Annotated in this window: 11 protein-coding genes; 8 read left to right on the top strand and 3 right to left on the bottom strand. The window is 70.4% G+C overall.

Annotation, left to right across the window (positions count from 1 at the left end; translation table 11 throughout):
- Positions 1-121 precede the first annotated feature (121 nt).
- The gene (locus AC3A6J_RS01520) at positions 122-649 is read left to right on the top strand and encodes an MOSC domain-containing protein (RefSeq protein WP_487858127.1); all 528 of its coding nucleotides are present in this window, start codon (positions 122-124) and stop codon (positions 647-649) included.
- Here AC3A6J_RS01520 and AC3A6J_RS01515 read toward each other — a convergent pair.
- The 3 genes from AC3A6J_RS01515 to mutS are packed head-to-tail and all read right to left on the bottom strand — an operon-like array spanning position 632 to position 4,954.
- Entirely contained in the window at positions 632-1,441 is an 810-nt protein-coding gene (locus AC3A6J_RS01515; RefSeq protein WP_487858126.1) for an alpha/beta hydrolase, read from the bottom strand. The two genes, AC3A6J_RS01520 and AC3A6J_RS01515, sit on opposite strands and share 18 nt — an antisense overlap.
- A gap of 14 nt (positions 1,442-1,455) precedes the next feature.
- A complete protein-coding gene (locus tag AC3A6J_RS01510) occupies positions 1,456-2,295 on the bottom strand; it encodes a proteasome-type protease (RefSeq protein ID WP_487858125.1) in 840 nt (279 codons plus the stop codon).
- Between the two features lie 28 nt (positions 2,296-2,323).
- Positions 2,324-4,954, bottom strand: coding sequence for a DNA mismatch repair protein MutS (mutS, locus tag AC3A6J_RS01505; protein WP_487858124.1), 2,631 nt, complete (start codon positions 4,952-4,954; stop codon positions 2,324-2,326).
- A 242-nt stretch (positions 4,955-5,196) separates the two neighbouring features.
- Between mutS and AC3A6J_RS01500 the strand changes: the two genes are divergently transcribed.
- The 7 genes from AC3A6J_RS01500 (at position 5,197) to AC3A6J_RS01470 (ending at position 20,177) form a co-directional block, all read left to right on the top strand.
- A complete protein-coding gene (locus tag AC3A6J_RS01500; RefSeq protein WP_487858123.1) occupies positions 5,197-5,730 on the top strand; it encodes a sigma-70 family RNA polymerase sigma factor in 534 nt (177 codons plus the stop codon).
- 39 nt (positions 5,731-5,769) lie between these two features.
- Entirely contained in the window at positions 5,770-6,015 is a 246-nt protein-coding gene (locus tag AC3A6J_RS01495) for a DUF4880 domain-containing protein (protein ID WP_487858122.1), read from the top strand.
- Between the two features lie 157 nt (positions 6,016-6,172).
- Positions 6,173-6,424 (top strand): MbtH family protein, encoded by a 252-nt coding sequence (locus AC3A6J_RS01490; protein WP_487858121.1) that lies wholly within the window; start codon positions 6,173-6,175, stop codon positions 6,422-6,424.
- Positions 6,425-6,429: 5 nt separating this feature from the next.
- The gene (locus AC3A6J_RS01485) at positions 6,430-7,173 is read left to right on the top strand and encodes a thioesterase II family protein (protein ID WP_487858120.1); all 744 of its coding nucleotides are present in this window, start codon (positions 6,430-6,432) and stop codon (positions 7,171-7,173) included.
- A complete protein-coding gene (locus tag AC3A6J_RS01480; RefSeq protein ID WP_487858119.1) occupies positions 7,151-7,852 on the top strand; it encodes a 4'-phosphopantetheinyl transferase family protein in 702 nt (233 codons plus the stop codon). Before AC3A6J_RS01485 ends, AC3A6J_RS01480 begins: the two co-directional genes overlap by 23 nt.
- Positions 7,853-7,857: 5 nt before the next feature.
- Positions 7,858-13,128, top strand: a complete 5,271-nt coding sequence (locus AC3A6J_RS01475) for an amino acid adenylation domain-containing protein (RefSeq protein WP_487858621.1) — start codon at positions 7,858-7,860, stop codon at positions 13,126-13,128.
- Positions 13,128-20,177, top strand: coding sequence for an SDR family NAD(P)-dependent oxidoreductase (locus tag AC3A6J_RS01470; protein WP_487858118.1), 7,050 nt, complete (start codon positions 13,128-13,130; stop codon positions 20,175-20,177). Before AC3A6J_RS01475 ends, AC3A6J_RS01470 begins: the two co-directional genes overlap by 1 nt.
- The last annotated feature ends 2 nt before the right edge of the window (positions 20,178-20,179 follow it).

Here is a 20,179-nt window from a genome sequence, read left to right as displayed (position 1 = left end):
GTCGTTCTAATTGGTTTTTGCTGGATTTTGACAGATTGGCATCATTTGTTTCCTGCAATCCCCGCGCCGATAAGGGGAAAGTTCGCCGGCCGAAAAGAGGGCCGCCATCGACAATCGCCGCATGCCGGACCTCCACGAACTCATGCGGCAGTTCCCGCGCGCTGGCCGGCTCGACGCGATCTTGCTGCGCCCGGCGCGCCGGGTGGCGGTGCAATCGGTGCAAGAGGCCGGGGCGCTCGTCGGCCGGGGCCTTGCGGGCGACCGCAGCAGCGCCGCCGCGCGCCCTGGCGGCAAGCGGCAGGTCACGCTGGTCCAGCAGGAGCACCTGCCGGTGATCGCCGGGCTGGTGGGACGGCCGCAGGTCGATGCAGAAGGCCTTCGGCGCAACCTGGTCGTGTCGGGCCTGAACCTGCTGGCGGCGCGTTCGCTGTTTGCCGACCAGCCGCTGGTGCTGGCCATCGGCACCGAGGTGCTGCTCGAGATCAGCGGCCCCTGCGAGCCCTGCTCGCGCATGGAGGAACTGCTGGGCCCCGGTGGCTACAACGCGATGCGCGGCCATGGCGGCGTGACGGCGCGGGTGCTGCGCGGCGGCGTGCTGCGCGTGGGCGACGGCATCTGGTGCCGGCCGGCTTCAGAGCAGGTTGCGTAGCGCCGCTTCGATCGCCGCCGCGGTGGCGAGCGGCTTTTCCATCGGGAACAGGTGGCTGCCGTCGAGCATCGTGATGCGTCCCTTGGTCACCCGCTCGGTCATCGCCATGCCGACCTGCTTCATCTCGACCGACTGCCGCCCGCCGATGAAGGCAGCCTTGCACTTGAGCGGATGCCGGCGCAGCAGCGCGGCCAGGTTGTGGGGCAGGGTGTTGTAGATCGCGGTCTCGACGTCGCGGTCGAAGCTCAACTGGCGGTTGTCGTCGCCGCCGTCGAAGGTGCCGTGGTCGATGTAGTCGTGCAGCACCTGCTCGTCCCACTTGGCAAACGCCTTCTTGCTGCGGAAGTGCTCGAACACCGCCTCGCGGTGGGCCCAGGTGTTCTTGCGCTTGCGGCTGATGGCGCCGGGCGAGATGCTCTTCATGAGCGGCGTGCGCTTGACCATGTTGAGCGTGTTGGCGCGCCAGCCGCCGAGGATCGGCGAATCGACCATCACCACGCCGCAGGCGAGCGCCGGATGCTCGGCCGCGCACATCAGGCTCAGGAAGCCGCCGAGCGAATGGCCGACCAGGAACACCGGGCCGCCCGCGCGGTCGGCGCGCGCCTGCGCGAAGTCGGCCAGCTGCTGCACCAGGTGCGGCCAGTTGTCGGTGACGGGGTACTTCGGGTCGTGGCCGAACTTCTCGATCGCATCGACCTCGAAGCCGCGGTTGCGCAGGCTGTCGAGCATGACGCGGTAGGTGCTCGCAGGAAAGCTGTTGCCGTGCGAGAAGACGACCGGGGGCAGGGCCATGGGAAGAGCCGCTGTCAGATGAGCTTTTCGTCGGGCGTCGAGATCTTGCGCAGCGGGCTGTGCCGCGTGACGGGCATCCGCAGCGGATGCGCGGTGGCGCCGTCGTCCCACACCGGGTCCTCGATGCTGTCGAACACCTCGCGCAGCTTCTGGCCCCAGCTGTTGTGCATCATGCGGTAGTAGGGGTTTTCGTGGTCGATGCAGATCACGCGGTCGGTCTCGAGCTTGTTGGCCTCGTACACCACGAGGTCGAGCGGCAGGCCCACCGAGAGGTTCGACTTCATGGTCGAGTCCATCGACACGAGCGCGCACTTGGCGGCCTCGTCGAGCGGCGTTTCGGGCGTGAGCACGCGGTCGAGCACCGGCTTGCCGTATTTCGACTCGCCGACCTGGAAGTACGGGGTCTCGGTGGTGGCCTCGATGAAGTTGCCGGCCGCATAGACCAGGAACAGCCGCATGCCTTCGCCCTTGACCTGGCCGCCGAAGATGAAGGAGACGTTGAAGTCGAGGCCCGCATGCTTGAGCGCCTCGGCATCGCGGTCGTAGACGTGGCGCACCGCCGAGCCGAGCACGCGCGTGGCGTCGAACATGCTCTTGGCGTTCCAGATGGTGATCGGATCGCCCTGCGTGCCGTCTTCGCGGGTTTCACGCAGCTCCTCGACCTGCAGGATCTCGCGCACCGACTGCGAGATGCTCAGGTTGCCCGACGACAGCAGCACCATGAAGCGGTCACCCGGCTGCTCGTAGACGATCATCTTGCGGAAGGTGCTGATGTGGTCCACGCCCGCATTGGTGCGGGAGTCGGAGAGGAACACCAGTCCGGCGTTGAGTTTGATGCCGACGCAGTAGGTCATTGTGGGGTCTCGCAAGGCGGATGCCGGTTCACGCGGCGCTGCGCTCGCGCGCGTTCAGTTTTTGCAGTGCATAGAGCGCGTCGAGCGCCTCCCGCGGCGTCATGGCGTCGGGGTCGAGCGCGGCCAGCGCGGATTCTACGGCGCTGGCCATCGGCGTTTCGGCGGCCGGCGGCGGCGCGAACAGGTCGACCTGGGCGCGCGTCTGTGCATGCTGTGCTTCGAGGGCCTCGAGCGCCTGCCGCGCATGGTTGACCACCGCCGCTGGCATGCCCGCGAGCCGCGCCACCTGGATGCCGTAGCTCTTGCTGGCGGGGCCGGGCTGCATCTCGTGCAGGAACACGATGTCGCGGCCCGCCTCGGTCGCGCTCACATGCATGTTGACGGCGCAGTGGTGGGTGGCCGGAAACTCCGTCAGCTCGAAGTAGTGGGTCGCGAACAGCGTGAAGGCCTTGCTGCGGTCGTGCAACTGCGCGGCGATGCCGGCGGCCAGCGCGAGGCCGTCGAAGGTGCTGGTGCCGCGGCCGATCTCGTCCATCAGCACCAGCGACTGCGCGGTGGCACTGTGCAGGATCTGCGCGGCCTCGGTCATTTCGAGCATGAAGGTCGACTGCGCGTTGGCGAGGTCGTCGGCAGCGCCGATGCGCGTGTGGATCGCGTCGATCGGCCCGAGCCGGCAGCCTGCCGCCGGCACATGCGAGCCGATGGACGCCAAGAGCACGATGATCGCCACCTGCCGCATGTAGGTCGACTTGCCGCCCATGTTGGGGCCGGTGATCACCTGCATGCGCTGCTGCGGCCCGAGCTGCGTGTCGTTGGCGATGAAACCGCCCGAGGATTTTTCGGCCAGCCGCGCCTCCACCACCGGATGGCGCCCCTGCTGGATCTCGATGCACGGGTGCGAGACGAAGCTCGGCGCGCGCCAGTGCAGCGTGTGCGAGCGCTCGGCCAGCGCGCAGAGCGCATCGAGCGCGGCGAGCGCGCCCGCCAGCTGCGTGAGCGCCGGCACCGAGGGCTGCAGCGCGTCGAGCAGCTGTTCGTAGAGCCACTTCTCGCGCGCCAGCGCGCGGTCCTGCGCGCTCAGCGCCTTGTCCTCGAAGGCCTTCAGCTCGGGCGTGATGAAGCGCTCGGCGTTCTTCAGCGTCTGGCGGCGGCGGTAGTTGTCGGGCACCTTCGAGAGCGCGCTCTGCGTCACCTCGATGTAGAAGCCGTGCACGCGGTTGAACTGCACGCGCAGGTTTGAAATGCCGGTGCGCTCGCGCTCGGTAATCTCCAACTGGAGCAGGAAGTCGTCGCAGTTCTCGCTGATGGCGCGCAGCTCGTCGAGCTCGGCATCGTGGCCGGTGGCGATCACGCCGCCGTCGCGCACCAGCGCCGACGGATCGGGCTTGACCGCACTCGCGAGCAGCTCCGCGCAGCCCGGCGGTGGTGCCAGCCGCTCGGCGATGCGCTCGAGCAGCGCGGCCGCCGGCGGCAGCAGCGGCGCGAGCTGCCCGGCCTTGGAAAGCGCGAGTTGCAGTGCCACCAGCTCGCGTGGGCGCACCTGGCGCAGCGCGATGCGCGCCGCGATGCGTTCCACGTCGCTCGTGTTCTTGAGCTGCTCGCGCAGCGTGCGCCAGGGCGCGGCCGTGCCGCCCAGCACCGTGGACTGCAGCGCGCCGATGGCCTCGAGCCGCGCCTCGGCATCGTGGCGGTCGCGCCGCGGCGACAGCAGCCAGCGCTTCAGCAGGCGGCTGCCCATGCCGGTCATGCAGGTGTCGAGCAGCGAGAACAGCGTGGGCGCGTCTTCGCCGCGCAGCGTCTGCACCAGTTCGAGGTTGCGCCGCGTGGTCGGCGGCAGTTCGATCAGCTCGCCGTCGCGCTCCACCGACAGGCGCTGCACGTGCGACAGCGCGCGCCCCTGCGTGTGTTCGGCATAGCCGAGCAGTGCTGCCGCCGCGGCATGCGCATTGACGAGCGCTTCGGCGTTCCAGGCCGCAAGGCCCTGGCTGCCCATCTGCTCGCTGAGCTTGCGCTCGCCCAGGCCGCCATCGAACTGCCAGGCCGGGCGGATCGACAGCGTGAACGGCGTGGCCGCGCGCGCGGCCTTCAGGCGTTGCTCGAAAGCGGGCGTGACCTCGGCGCTGTAGAGCAGCTCGCTGGGCGCAATGCGTGCGATCCAGGTCTCCAGCGCATCGGCCGGGCATTCGGCCAGCCGCAGTTCGGCCCCGGTGACGCTGAGCCAGGCCAGCCCGCAGAAGTTGCGCGTGCCCGCATGCACCGCCAGCAGCAGCGATTCGCTCTTGTCGTTGAGCAGTTCGGCGTCGGTGAGCGTGCCGGGCGTGACCACCCGCACCACCTTGCGTTCGACCGGCCCCTTGCTGGCACCGACCTCACCCACCTGCTCGCAGATGGCCACCGACTCGCCGAGCTTGATGAGCCGTGCGAGGTAGGTGTCGACCGCATGGAAAGGCACGCCGCACATCACCACCGGCTGCCCCGCGGACTGCCCGCGCTGGGTCAGCGTGATGTCGAGCAGGCGCGCGGCTTTTTCGGCGTCGGCCCAGAACAGTTCGTAGAAATCGCCCATCCGGTAGAACAGAAGGGTGTCCGGATGGTCGGCTTTCAGGCGCAGGTACTGCGCCATCATGGGGGTGTGCGCAGCAAGTTCTATTTTATCCATTTAAATCAACAACTTATAGATTCTGCCGTGGTGCAAGTATGGGGCACTTTGTGCCATGTATTGCATGGCCTCCCAGATGCACTCCGGGGCGAAATTTACAGGTGTCTCGTTTTCGGCCGCTCGAACGTCTAGGCAGGGAGAGAGACAGAAAGGTGCCACTGGAAAAAACAGGGCCCTCTTCCGTCCTCAAATGGTAATAAGTCTTATTTACATCTTTGCCCTTGAATACGTCAGGAGTACCCATGGATCCGTCGCTTTCCCCGTCCGCGCCCACGCTGGGGGAAGTCTTCATCGCGAACCGCGCCCAGCTCCAGCGCGTCGCGCAAAAGATCGTCCGGACCGCCGACCTGGCCGATGAAGTCCTGCAGGACGCCTACCTGAAGCTCGCCGACGGCGCTTCGGTGCGCGATGTCCGCAAGCCGCTCGGCTATTGCTGCCAGGTGGTGCGCAACGTGGCGGTCGACTACCACCGTCACCATTCCATCGAGGCCAGCTACCGCACCTACTGCGACGACGTGGAACTCGTGAGCCTGCCCAGCAGCAACGACGCGCCCGACCGCGTGCTCGGCGGCCGGCAGGCCTTGGTGGCCATCGACCGCGTGCTCGAAGCGCTGGCGCCGCGCACGCGCCTCGCGTTCGAACTCAACCGCCTCGGCGGCCTGACCCAGCGCGAGATCGCCACGCGCCTGGGCTGCTCCGCCACCCTCGTGAATTTCATGATCAAGGACGCCGACGCCGCACTCGAAAGCTGCCGCTACCTCGTGCAGGCCGGCTGAGTTTTCCGATGCCCCTCATCGGCGCTACGATGGCGGCCGATGAGCAGCAGCAACGACACGCAAAGCGACCCCACTTGGCAGACCGCCTGGGCGTGGGTCCGCCGCCAGCACGCCGGTGAGGGCGCGCTGGATGCCGCCGCGAGCGCCGAGCTTGCGCAATGGCTCGCTGCCGATTCCGCCCATCGTCAGACCTACGCCGAGGCGGCCCGTCTCTGGCTGTTCGTCGGCCTGGTGCCGCCCGCGCACGACGTCCATACGCCCGACGCCGAAGACGCGGCCCGCTAGCCCGCTCCCTCTTTTTTTCGCAGCTCCCCAGCGGGCCCGCCGCGGCGCTGCCGTGCGCAGTTTTCATGCATGGGGGACTAAACACCCGGCCTCGCGGCGCGTCTTGTATCGCAAGGGCAAACCCTGCCCGTCATTGCACTTATCAAGAGGACCGCCCATGTCTACCAACTGTTTCGACCGCGAGGACGAGACCTTCATCGTGCTCGTCAACCACGAAGCGCAGTATTCCATCTGGCCGCACTGGAAGGCCGTGCCCGGCGGCTGGAGCGCTGTCGACGGCGTCAAGGGCGACAAGAAGACCGTGCTCGACTACGTCGAAGCCCAGTGGACCGACATGCGCCCCAAGTCGTTGCGCGACTGGATGGCCGCGCAACAGTCGCAGCAGCAACCCGACAACGCCTCCGCCTGACGCGCATGCAGGCATCGCTGCCCCTGCTGTGCCTGCCTTGCGCGGGCGCCAGCGCCACCATGTACCTGCGCTGGCGGCGGGCGCTGCCGCGCTGGATCGAGGTCGTGCCGGTCGAGCTGCCGGGCCGCGGCGGGCGCCTGGGTGAAAACTTCGTCGACGACTTCGACCGCACGGTCGCGCTGCTGTGCGCCGAACATGAAGGCGTGCTGCGCGGCCACTACGCGCTCTTCGGCCACAGCATGGGCGCGTTGCTCGCCTGGGGCATGGCGCAGCACCAGCGGCAGCGGCACTGGCCATTGCCGTGCGCGCTGATCGTCTCCGGCAGTGCGGCACCCTCGCAGCGCGACCCCGACCGCTTCCTCGACATCACCGACGACGCGGCCCTCGTCGCCGACCTGCGCAAGCAGGGCGGCACGCCCCACGAGCTGTTCGACAGCCCCGAGCTGCTGCGCATGACGCTCGACACCCTCGGCGCCGACTACCGCCTGTGCCGCAGCTTCGTGCACACCGATCCGACGCCGCTGTCCGTGCCGCTGCATGTGCTGGCCGGCCGCCAGGATGACATCGCCCCGTGGCGCATGCAGGCCTGGGCCGCCGAGAGCGCGCACGCGCGCTTCACGCTCGACTGGTTCGAGGGCGGCCATTTCTTCATCCGCCAGCACGAGACCTCCGTGCTGGCCGCGCTGGCGCGGCACCTCGCGCCGGCGGTGATGGCGGGAGGCGTCGATGCGGCTCGTGCCCTGGCATGACCCCTTGCCGCAGGGCATCGCGCTGCACCGCATGGACCTGGACCTTGCGGCGGAGGACGGCGATGCCTGGGCCGACCTCACGCCCGACGAGCGCGCACGCGCCCATCGCTTCGCCCGCCGCGCCGACCGCGTGCGCTTCGCCCACACCCGCGCCGCCGTGCGCCGCCTGATCGCGCAGCACCTCGCCTGCCGTCCGGCGGACGTGCCGCTGCGCGCCGACGCGCAGGGCAAGCCCTTCGTCGAAGCCGCTGGCGACAACGCCGCACCGCTCTTCAATATCTCCCACGCTGGCGATCACGCGCTCATCGCACTGGCCGATCCGGCACACGTGCGTTGCGTCGGCGTCGACATCGAAGCCTGCGCGCGCGATCTCATGGCCGATGCCGATGCGTTGCTCGCCATGGCCTTCACCGCACGCGAGCAACGCGAAATCCGCAGCGACACCGACCTGCCGCGCGCCTTTTACCGACGCTGGGTCGGCAAGGAGGCCGTGCTCAAGGCGGCAGGCGTCGGCATGGCCGAGCATCTGCAAAGCATCGGCATCCACCCCGAGGCCAACGGCGCGCTCACCGTCGACTGCGCCGTCCCCGCGTGGGCCGGCATCGAAGCGATGGCGCTGGCCGCGCCGCCGGGCTACGCCGCCGCGCTGGCCTGGCGCAACAAGGAACAACCCCTGTGAACCCGATGCATCCCGTGGACTTCGTGACCCATCTGCGCAGCCTCGCCACGCAGCGACCCGACGACGTCGCATTGATCGCCATCACCGATCGCGCTGGCAGCGCGCTCGACACGCCCATCAGCTACCGCACGCTCGATGCACGCGTGCGCGGCTTGGCGGCGCACCTGCAGCAGACTTTCGCATCCGGTGGCCGCGCGCTCATCATGTTGGACAACAGCGACGACTACGTTGTCAGCTTCTTCGCCTGCCTCTACGCAGGCCTCGTCGCCGTGCCGGTGTTCCCGCCCGAGTCCACGCGCAAGCGCCACCTGGGCAAGCTCGAAGGCATCGCCGCCGACGCGGGCGCCTGCTGCGTGCTGACCCACGCCACCATCCGCGACGCGGTGGCCGGCGCAGACGCTGCCTTCGCGCAGGCCGTGTTCATCGCCGTCGACGCAATCGACGCCACGGGTGCCGACGCATGGCGCCCGCACACGCCGGCCGCCACCGACATCGCGTTCCTGCAATACACCTCCGGTTCCACCTCGGCGCCCAAGGGCGTCATGGTCACGCATGCGAACCTGATGGCCAATATGCGCGCGATTGAGGAAGGCCTTTCGGTCAGCCCCAGCGACACCTTCGTCACCTGGCTGCCGCTGAACCACGACATGGGCCTTATCGGCGGCCTGCTGCAGCCGATGCATCGCGGCGCGGTCGTGGCGCTGATGTCGCCGCGCTACTTCCTCGAGCGGCCCGTGCGCTGGCTCGAGGCCGTGTCGCGGCTGCGCGCGACCGTCAGCGGCGGGCCCGACTTCGCCTACCGCCTGTGCCTCGACCGGGTGTCCGATGCGCAACTGGCCACGCTCGACCTGTCGTGCTGGCGCCTCGCGTTCTCGGGCGCCGAGCCGGTGCGCGCCGACACGCTGCGCGCGTTCCAGCAACGCTTCGCGCCCGCGGGCTTTCCGGCCGAGGCGGCCTACCCGTGCTACGGCCTCGCCGAGTCGACGCTGTTCGTCACGGGCGGACACCGCGGCACCGGCATGGTCGCGCACAGCTTCGACAAGGCCCGCCTGGCACAGGGAGCCGTGGTGCGCGACGACGAGGGCGCCGTGCTCGTCGGTTGCGGTCGATCGGTGGCGCACCACGCGGTGCGCATCGTCGATCCGGCCACGCTGGCAGTCCGCGCGGAGGGGGGCGTCGGTGAAATATGGGCCTCGGGTCCGAGCCTGGGCAGCGGTTACTGGAACAAGCCCGAGGTGTCGCAGAAGACCTTCGTCGAGCACGAGGGCGCGCGCTGGCTGCGCACCGGCGACCTGGGCTTCGTGCACGAGGGCCAGTTGTATGTGGCCGGACGCATCAAGGACATGGTCATCGTGCGCGGCCACAACCTGTACCCGCAGGACATCGAGCGCGAAGTGGAGCGCGAGGTCGAAGCCGTGCGCAAGGGCCGCGTCGCGGCCTTCGCGGTCGACGGGCCGGAAGGCGAGGGCATCGGCCTGGCGGCCGAGGTGTCGCGCAGAATCCAGAAGCTGGTGCGCCCCGAGGTGCTGGTCGAGGCGCTGAGCGCCGCCGTGAGCGAACAGTGCGGCGAGCCGCTGTCGGTCGTGATGCTGCTCAATCCGGGCGGCTTGCCGAAAACCACGAGCGGCAAGCTGCAGCGCAGCGCCTGCCGCCAGGGCTGGATCGATCGCACGGCCGACGCCTATGCGATCTACGCCCACGGGGCGTTCGTGCTGGGCGGCGGCGCGCCTGCAGTCGACCCTTCCGAAACCTTGCTCGACGATGTCGAGCGGGCCCTGTCCACGATCTGGCACGAGGTGCTGCGCCGCCCCGCCGAACGACCGCTGGCGCGCGACGCGCACTTTTTCACCCACGGCGGCAACTCGCTCGCCGCCACGCAGGCGGCCGCGCGCATCGGCGAGCGCTGGGACATCGACTTTCCGCTGCGCGCGCTGTTCGAGCAACCGCGTCTGGGCGACTTCGCGCGCGAAGTGCGGCGCGTGCTGGCGCTTGGCCAGCGCCGCGTGCACCAGCCGATTCCAGCCCTGCCGGCCGACCGCCGCGCGGGGCTGCTCGCGCTGTCGCATGCGCAGGCGCGCCAGTGGTTCCTGTGGCAGCTCGATCCGAAGAACAGCGCGTACCACGTGGGCGTGGCGCTGCGCCTGTCGGGCGCGTTGCATGCCGATGCACTGAAGGCGGCCCTCGAAGGCCTGCTCGCAGGTCACGAGAGCCTGCGCACCGTGTTCCGCACGGCGGCCGACGGCACGGTCGGCCAACAGGTGCTGCCGACCGCACCGCTGGCCCTCACCCGCATCGATCTGCGCGCGTTGCCGGCCGACGACCGCGAAAGCGTGGCCGCTGCGCACACGCGCAGGCTGCAGGCCGAACCTTTCGACCTCGCGGCCGGCCCCGTGCTGCGGGCCGCGTGGCTCCAGCTCGGCGACGAGCGCCACATCCTCGCGATCGTCACGCACCACATCGTGTCCGACGGTGCCTCGCTGCAGCTGCTGCTCGACGAGTTCGGTGCGGCCTATGCCGCACGCGCGAAAGGCGAAACGCCGTCGTTCGCAGCCCCGCGGATCCAGTACGCCGACTACGCCGCCTGGCAACGCGACTGGCTCGCCGCGGGCGAAGCCGAACGCCAACTGACCTACTGGCGCACCCAACTCGGCGACACGCACCCCGTGCTGGCCCTGCCCACGGACCGCCCCCGCCACGCGGTCGCGAACTACCGCGCGGCTTCGCATGCCTTCGAGCTCGACGCGGCCCTCGTCGCGCGCCTGCACGCCACCGCGCAGGCGCATGGCGCCACGCTGTTCATGGTGCTGCTCGCGGGCTTCCAGGCGCTGCTGCACCGCTACACGGGCCAGCCCGATGTGCGCGTTGGCGTGCCCGTCGCCAATCGCCATCGCCCCGAGACCACGGGCCTCATCGGCTTCTTCGTCAACACGCAGGTGCTGCGCGCCACGCTGAGCGGCCGCACCCCGTTCGCGCAACTGCTCGCGCAGACGCGCGAGGCCGCGCTCGGCGCGCAGGCCCACCAGGACCTGCCGTTCGAACAACTCGTGGACGCCCTGCAACCGCAGCGCAGCCTGAGCCACAACCCGCTGTTCCAGGTCATGTTCAACCTGCTGCGCGAAGACGCGGCCGTGCTGCGCGGCCTGCCGGGCCTGGCGGTGGAGGAGTACCGCATGGAGGACAGCGCCGCGCAGTGCGAGCTCGCGCTCGACATCCGCGAGCGCGCCGACGGCGAGGTGCGCGCGGTGCTCACCACCGCAGCCGAGCTGTTCGATGCCGCGACGGTTGCGCGCATGGCTGCGCACTACCGCGCGCTGCTCGAGGCGTTGACAACAGACCCGGCCGGTGCTGTCGGCGATGCGCCGTGGCTTGCCGCCGAAGAACAAGCGCAACTGCATACCTGGGGCACGGGAACGTCGCTCGCACCCGCAGCGACGCCCGCCCACCGACTCTTCGAAGCGCACGTCCGCCGCGCGCCAGATGCCGTCGCGCTGATTGCCGGCGACACCGAAATCTCCTACGCCGAACTGGACCGTCGCTCCAACCGCCTCGCGCACCGCCTGCTGCGCCACGGCGTGCGCCCCGACACGCTGGTCGCCGTGGCCGTTGATGCCCCGGTCGATCGTGTCGCCAGCCTGCTTGCCGTACTGAAGGCCGGCGGCACCTACCTGCCGATGGACCCGTCGCACCCGCCGCAGCGGCTGTCGCAACTGCTGACCGACAGCAGCGCAGCGCTGCTGCTGACGGGCAGCCAAAGTTCGGTGGGCGAGGGCGATGCCATCGCGCGCCTCGCAATCGATGACGCATCGCTCGGCGACGAGCCGAACGAGGCTCCGAAGGTCGCGCTGCAAGACGGTCACCTGGCCTACGTGATCCATACCTCGGGCACCACCGGCCGTCCCAAGGGCGTGGCGGTCGCACACGGCGCGCTGTCGATGCACCTCCAGGCCATGGCCGACACCTGCGGCTTCACGGCGGACGATCGATCGCTGCAGTTCGCGCTGCCTCACGTCGATGCGGCCATTGAACAGTGCCTGCTGCCGCTGGCCACCGGCGCCGCGCTGGTGCTTCAGCCGCAGTGGTGCTCGCTCGCCAGCGAACTCGACGCCTTGCTGCAACGCCACCGCGTCAGCGTGGTCGACCTGCCGCCGGCCTACGCGCGCCAGCTGCTGCAAGACCGGCCGCCGTTCCAGCACGCCGTGCGTCTCGCGCTCTTTGGCGGGGAAGCCTGGACCGGCGAAGACCTCGCGCTGATCCGACGCGTGCTGCGCCCCGCAAGCGTCGTGAATGCCTATGGCCCAACCGAGGCCGTGATCACGCCGATGCTGTGGTCTGCGCGGGCCGAGGCCATCGTGCAGGGCTACGCCCCCATCGGCCGCCCGGTCGGCCGCCGCACCGCCCATGTGCTCGATGCCGACCTGCAGCCGGTGCCGCACGGTGTTCCCGGCGAGCTGTACCTCGGCGGCGAAGGCCTCGCGCGTGGCTACCTCGGGCGCGCGGCACTCACGGCCGAGCGCTTCGTGGCCGACCCGTTCGATGCCGCAGGCGGGCGGCTGTACCGCACCGGCGACCTCGTGCGATGGCGCGCCGATGGCCAGCTCGACTACCTCGAACGGCTCGACCACCAGGTGAAGGTGCGGGGCTTCCGCATCGAGCTTGGCGAGGTCGAGGCGTGCTTGCGCGAGCAGCCCGACGTGCGCGAGGCGCTGGTATGCCTGCACGAGAGCGTGGCCGGCCCGTCGCTCGTTGCCTACGTCGCGGCGGCCGCGGGCGCATCGCTGGACGCAACCACGCTCAAGACGCGACTGGCGCAGGCGCTGCCCGACTACATGGTGCCTTCGGCGCTGATGGTGCTCGACAGCCTCCCGCTCGCCGCCAACGGCAAGGTCGATCGCCGCGCGTTGCCAGCGCCGGCCGCCGCTGGCACGCAAGGCTACGAAGCGCCCCGGGGCGACGTCGCCCAGACAGTGGCCACGATCTGGGCCGAGCTGCTCAAGGTCGAAAAGGTCGGCCTGCACGACAACTTCTTCGACCTCGGCGGCAACTCGCTGCTTGTGATCCGCATGCACCGGCTGGTGGAAGACCGCCTGCAGCCGGGCCTCGCGGTGGTCGATCTCTTCAAGTACCCGACCGTCGGCGCGCTGGCCCGGCACATCGAACAGCTCGCGCGCGGCCCCGCCGCTGCCAACGACGACGCCGCCGCACTGGCGAAGCAGCGCGCGCAGCAACAGCGCGCGGCCCTGCTGCAGCGCCGCCGACCCACGGAAAGAACCCTCTGATGCACGCGCAAGACGACACCCCGCTTTCCCCCGAAACCACGGGCCTCGAGATCGCCATCGTCGGCATGGCCGGTCGCTTTCCCGGCGCGCCCGACGTGGACGCCTTCTGGCGCAACATCCGCGACGGAGTCGAGTCGGTCACGGCCTTCAGCGACGACGAACTGCGCGCGCGCGGCGTGCCCGAGCGCGCACTGGCCGACCCCGACTACGTGAAGGCCGGTGTGCTGCTCGACGGCTTCGACCGCTTCGACGCCGGCTTCTTCGGCTACTCGCCGCGCGAGGCCGAGCACCTCGATCCGCAGCAGCGCATCTTTCTCGAATGCGCCTGGGAGGCGATGGACCACGCGGGCTGGCCGACTGGCCCGAAGGGCGGGGCGCCGGTCGGCGTCTACGCGGGCGATGGCCCCAACCTCTACCTCATGAAACACCTGCTGCCCGCCTTCGGTGTGGACGCAAGCACGGGCATCGCCGACATGCTGGGCCTCATGAGCGGCAACTCCGCTGGCTCGCTGTGCACGCGCGTGGCCTACAAGCTCGACCTGCGCGGCCCGGCCGTCAGCGTGCAGACCGAATGCTCGACCTCGCTCGTGGCCGTGCACATGGCCTGCCAGGGCCTGCTGAGCCACGACTGCGACATGGCGCTGGCCGGCGGCGTGTGGCTCAACCTGCTGCAAGAGGGCGGCTACCGCTACCAGAACGGCGCCATCCTCTCGCCCGACGGCCACTGCCGCGCCTTCGACGCCCAGGCCGCGGGCACGGTGATCGGCAGCGGCGCGGGCATCGTCGTGCTGCGCCGGTTGGCCGACGCACTGCGTGACGGCGACGCCATCCACGCCGTCATCAAGGGCACGGCCGCCAACAACGACGGCGCCGACAAGATCGGCTTCACCGCACCGAGCGTGCAGGGCCAGGCCGGCGCGATCCGCGCGGCGCAGCTGATGGCCGATGTGCCCGCGCACACGGTCGGCTACGTCGAGGCGCACGGCACCGGCACCACGCTGGGCGACCCGATCGAGCTGGCCGCGCTCACGCAGGCCTTCCGTGCGGACGGCGGCGACGGCGGGCGCTGCGGCTACTGCGCCATCGGCTCGGTCAAGACCAACATCGGCCACCTCGATGCGGCGGCCGGCGTGGCCGGGCTCATCAAGGCGACGCTGGCGCTGCGCCATCGCACGCTGCCGCCGAGCCTGCATTTCGAGCAGCCGAATCCGCAGATCGACTTCGCGAACAGCCCGTTTCGTGTGAGCACCGAAGCGCGGCCGTGGCCCGAGGGCGACACGCCGCGCCGTGCGGGCGTCAGCTCGTTCGGCATCGGCGGCACCAACGTGCACGTCGTGCTCGAAGAGGCGCCGGCTGTGGTCGCGACAACCCCTGCGGCTGGCTGGCAGGTGCTGCCACTGTCGACACGCAGCGCGTCCGCCACGCGCCAGGCCGCGCAGCAACTCGCCGAGCACCTGCGCGTGCACCCCGCACTGCCGCTCACCGACATCGCCCACACCTTGCAGGCCGGCCGCCGCGCCTTCGATCACCGCAGCGCGGTCGTGGCCGACCACGTCGAAGGCGCCGTGCAGATGCTCTCGGCAGGCGAAGGCCTGGCTGTGCGCGCCGCGCCGGCGCAGGCGCCGGAGGTGGTCTTCCTCTTCCCTGGCGGCGGCACGCAGCACGCCCAGATGGGCCGCGCGCTCTACCAAGACGACGTGGCTTTCCGCGGCGACATCGACCGCTGCTGCGCGCTGCTGGAGCCTGAGCTGGGCTTCGACCTGCGCACCGTACTGTTCCCCGCACCCGGGGGCGAAGCCGAGGCCGATGCGCGGCTGTTCGACATCGCGCTCGCGCAACCCGCGCTGTTCGTCGTCGAATATGCGATGGCGCAGCAGTGGATGCGCCGCGGCGTGCGGCCCGCGGTAATGATGGGCCACAGCCTTGGCGAGTACGTCGCTGCCTGCGTGGCCGGCGTGTTTCGCCTCGAAGACGCGCTGCGGGTCGCGGCCCTGCGCGGCCGCCTGCTGCGGTCGATGCCGCCCGGGGCGATGACCGCCGTGCCGCTGTCGCAGGCCGCGCTCGCGCCGTTCCTGGCACCGGGCTGCGACCTCGCCGCCGCCAACGCCGAGCAGCTGTGCGTGATCTCCGGCCCGCGCGAAGCGGTCGAGGCCGTCGAAGCGCGGCTGCGCGCGGCGGGCCACCTGCCGCGTCGGCTGCATGTGTCGGTCGCCTCGCACTCGGCGATGACCGAGCCGCTGCTCGCGCCGCTCGAGGCGCTCATCGCGTCGGTGCCGCGCCGGCCGCCGACCATTCCCTTCGTCTCCAACGTCACGGGACAGCTCATCACCGCCGAGGAGGCCATGAGCCCCGACTACTGGGCGCGGCACCTGCGCGGCACGGTGCAGTTCGTCGACGGCGTGCGCACCTTGCTGCAGGTGCCGGGCCGCGTGCTGCTCGAAGTCGGTCCCGGCGAAACACTGGCGGGCCTCGCGCGCCAGCATCCGCTGGCCGACACCGCCGCCGGCGTGTTCGCCAGCCAGGCGCACCCGCAGCAGCAGGCGCGCAACGCGCAGCAGATCGCACAGACGCTGGCCCAGCTGTGGGTAGCGGGCGTGGACATCGACTGGGCCGTCTGCCGCGCGGGTGCTGCACGTCGGCGGGTGCCGCTGCCGGCGTATCCGTTCCAGCGCCGCCGCTACTGGGTGGAAGCCCCCGATGGTGCGAAGGCGCCGCAGCGCACCAACCCCGACGCGTTCTATGTGCCCTCGTGGCGGCGCACGGAGCCGCTGGCGCTCGCGTCGTCGGCCGGTGCCAGTGATTGCCTGCTCGTGCTCGGCGACAGCCGCAGCCTCACGGGCCACCTCGTGCGGCAGCTGCGCGCGCAGGGCCGCACGGTGGTGCTCGCCGAGCGCGGCAGCGCCTTCGAACGCACCGGCCATGGCCACTGGACGCTGCGCCCCGGCGCACGCGACGACCACGCCCGTCTGCAGACCGAGATCGCGGCCGACTTCGGCGCCATCGCCGGCATCTACCACCTCTGGAGCCTTGACGAGGCGCTGCCAGCGCAGCAGCCGCAGGCCGAGCTGCTCGAGCGCAGCTTCTTCAGCCTGCTCGCGCTCGTGCAATCGCTCGAAGCCGGCGACCGCACCCTGCCGTTGGCCGTCGTCGCCAATCAGCTCGAAGACGTCACTGGCACCGAGCCGCTGTGCCCCGAGAAGGCGACGCTGCGCGGCATCGGCAAGGTGATCGGGCAGGAATATCCGCGCGTGCATTGCCGCGTGATCGACGTCGTGCTGCCCGCGCCCGAAAGCGATGCCGAAGGCCGGCTGGTCGCGCAGATCGTGGCCGAGGCCGCAGCGCTGCAGGCCGAACCCGGCGAGCCGCTCGTGGCCTGCCGCGGCGCGCACCGCTGGACCAAGACCTACGCGCCCGCGACGCTGGCCGCCGCCGCGCAGCCGCGTCTGCGCCGCGAGGGCGTCTACCTCGTCACCGGCGGCCTCGGCGGCGTCGGCCTGGCACTGGCGAAGCACCTGGCCGTGCAGTGGCAGGCGCGGCTGGTGCTGCTTGGTCGCACCGCGCCGCCGGCGCGCGCCGAATGGCCCGCGCTGATGACGGCCAACAGCACGCCCGCCGCGCTGAAGCTGCGGCTGCAGCAACTGCTCGAACTCGAAGCGCTCGGCGCGCAGGTGCTCACCGTATCGGCCGACGTGTCCGACGCCGACGCGATGCGCGCCGCCGTCGCACAAGCGAACGATCGCTTCGGCCCGCTGCACGGCGTTGTGCATGCGGCCGGTGACGCGGGCGGCGGCATGATGGCCGGGCGCACGCGCGCGCAGGTCGACACCGTGTTCGCGACCAAGGTGCGCGGCACGCGCGTGCTGTTCGATGCGCTGCGCGGCCAGCCGCTGGACTTCGTGCTGCTGTGCTCGTCGATCTCCAGCGTGGCCGGCGGCCTGGGTATGAGCGACTACGCCGCCGCCAACGCCTATCTCGACGCCGTGGCCGTCGCGCATGAGCGGCTCGGCGCGTTCCCCGTGTTCTCGGTCAACTGGGATGCCTGGCGCGGCCTGGGCATGGCCGCGCACATGGACGTGCCCGGCGACATCGGCATGGAAGGCCCCGAGGGCGCACGCGTCTTCGAGCGCATCGTCAACGGCCCGGTGCGCGTACAGACCGTCATCTCGACCGCCGACCTGGCCACGCGCCTGGGCCCGCTCGACAACGGCATGCTCGATCTGCTCGGCGACGAGGCCCCGGCAGCTGCCGCAGGCTCGGTGCATCCCCGGCCGGCGCTGCAGACCCCGTTCGTCGCGCCGCAGGGCGAGGTCGAGACCGCGCTTGCCGTGCTCTGGACCGAGCGCCTGGGCATTGCACCGATCGGCGTGGACGACAACCTGTTCGAACTCGGCGGCGATTCGCTCGTCGCCATCCAGCTGCTGTCGCGCGTGCGCAAGCTCTACGCGACCGAGCTGCATCCCAGCGAGTTCTTCAAGGCGCCGACCATCGCCGGCCTGGCCGCGCGGCTCGGCGTCGCCACGACCACCACCGCGCCGCAGCGCAGCGCGATGGAGATCACGCCCGTCGCGCGCGGCGGTGCGCTGCCGCTGTCGCCGATGCAGCGCCGCCTCTGGCTGGTCGACCGCCTCACCGACGCCGCCAACCGCAGCGGGCGTGCGGCCTACAACATGTCGGCCGGCCTCGCGTTGCACGGCGAGCTCGATATCGATGCGCTGCGCGCCGCCATCGACGCCATCGTGGCGCGCCACGAGGTGCTGCGCACCGTGTTCACCGAAGACGATGAGGGCGAACCCATGGCCTTCGTGCGCCCCGGTGCGCCGCTCGACATTTCAGTGATCGCGCTCGACGATAGCGCGCGCTACGGCCAGCTGTTCGACGAACTGGTGCGCGCACCGCTCGCACTGGCCCAGGGCCCGCTCATCAAGGCCACCGTCGTGCGCATGGCTGCGCGCGAGCATGTGCTGGTGCTCGTGGTGCACCACATCGTGTTCGACGGCTGGTCGATCGCCGTGTTCGCACGCGAGCTGGCCGCGTTCTACGAGCGTGCGCGGCGCGGCCAGCCCCTCCAACTGGCACCGCTGCCCGTGCAGTACGCCGACTACGCCGCCTGGTATGCGCGCGCGCTGGCCTCCGACGGCTTTGCGCCGAAGGCCGCGTTCTGGCGTGAGCGGCTGGCGGGCGCACCGCAGGCCTCGGGCATCAAGCCCGACCACCAGCGCCCGGCCGTGCCCACGCATGCCGGCGATTCGGTGCGGCTCGCGCTGTCGCCCGCGCTGTCGCAATCGCTCTCCGCGCTCGCGCGGGCGTCGGACACGTCGCTGTTCACGCTGCTGCTGTCGTCGTTCTTCCTGTTCTTCCACCAGGCTTCGGGCGCCGACGACATCGTCATCGGCACCGACGTCGCGGGCCGCGGCCACCCGGACCTCGAAGGGCTGCTGGGCTTCTTCGTCAACGTGGTACCGCTGCGCTCGCGTCGCGCGAAGGGAACAACCGATTTTTCGCAATGGCTGGCCGCCACCAAGGCCGACACCCTGGCTGCGATGGACCACCAGGATGTTCCCTTCGACCGCATCGTCGAGCTGTCGGGCGTGCCGCGCGCACGCGACCGCAACCCGCTGGTGCAGGTGCTCTTCGTGCTCCAGAACACACCCGAGATCCGGTTCGCCATCGAAGGCGCCGAGGTCGAGGTGCTGCCCCAGCAGATGAACGAATCCAAGTTCGACCTGGCGGTGTTCGCCAGCGAACACGACGGCGCGCTCACCGCCGAGTGGGTGTTCGCCACCGACCTCTACCGGCGGGAGACCGTCGAAACCTTCACCGCTTCGTGGCACGCGCTGCTGGAGCGGATCGTCGCCACACCCGGCCAGCCCCTCGACGCGCTGGCCCCCATGCCCTTGCAGGAATCCATCGCGATGACCCACGCTCCCAACGCCCGACCGGCTTCGAAACTCGACAAGCTCGACAAGCTCGGCAAACTTGGAAAGCTCGATGCCCTGGGCGCCGGCCGCGCACCCGTGCGCGCCGCTGCGCGACCCGCCGTGCAGACCTCGTTCCTGAAACCCGGCGCCGAGTTTCCCATCGTGCTGCAGGCCACCAGCCCCGAGCTCGACACTGTGGCCTGGGCCAAGGGCCAGGCCGACTACATCGAGATGCTGGTCGCCAGGCACGGCGGCATCCTGTTCCGCGACTTCGGCCTGAAGACCCCGCAGGACTTCGAGGCCTTTGCCGAGGCCATCGAGCCCGAGCTGTACGGTAGCTACGGCGACCTGCCGAAGAAGGAGGGCGGCAAGAAGACCTACCGCTCCACGCCGTACCCCGAGCGCCAGATGATCCTGTTCCACAACGAGAGCGCGCACCTGGACCGCTGGCCGCGCAAGCAGTGGTTCTTCTGCGAGCTGCCGTCGCCCGTGGGCGGCGCCACGCCCATCGTCGACTGCCGCGAGATGCTGCGCCGCCTGCCGGCCGACGTGGCGGCCGAATTCGAGCGCAAGGGCCTGCAGTACGTGCGCACCTTCACGCCCGGCCTGGACGTGAGCTGGCAGGACTTCTACAAGACCGAGCGCCGCGAAGACGTCGAGGCGCGCCTGGCCGCCACCGGCATCGAATGGCGCTGGTTCGACGGCGACACGTTGCAGACGCGCACCCGCTGCCCCGCCGTGATTCGCCATCCGCTGACCGGCGAGCGCGTGTTCTTCAACCAGGTGCAGCTGCACCACGTCGCCTGCCTCGAGGCACAGGTGCGCGAAGACCTGCTGGACATGGGCGGCGTCGAGCGCCTGCCGCGCCACGTGACCTACGGCGACGGTTCGCCCATCGCCGACGACACCATGGCCATCGTCGGCGAAGCCTACGAGGCCTGCGCCGTGCGCTTCGACTGGCGCCAGGGTGACGTCGTGATGCTCGACAACATGCTCGCCGCCCATGCACGCGACCCCTTCGAGGGCCCGCGAAAGATCGTGGTGGCGATGGGCGCGATGTTCGACCGCGCCGCGCTCGACGACGGCGCGCGCAGCGCCGATGCCCGCCTGACCGACGCGCAGGACGCATGACT

Source organism: Variovorax sp. Soil_C_39 (assembly GCF_057656815.1).
Note: the sequence above shows the minus strand (reverse complement) of the source record. Positions and strands in the feature narration are given on the sequence as shown.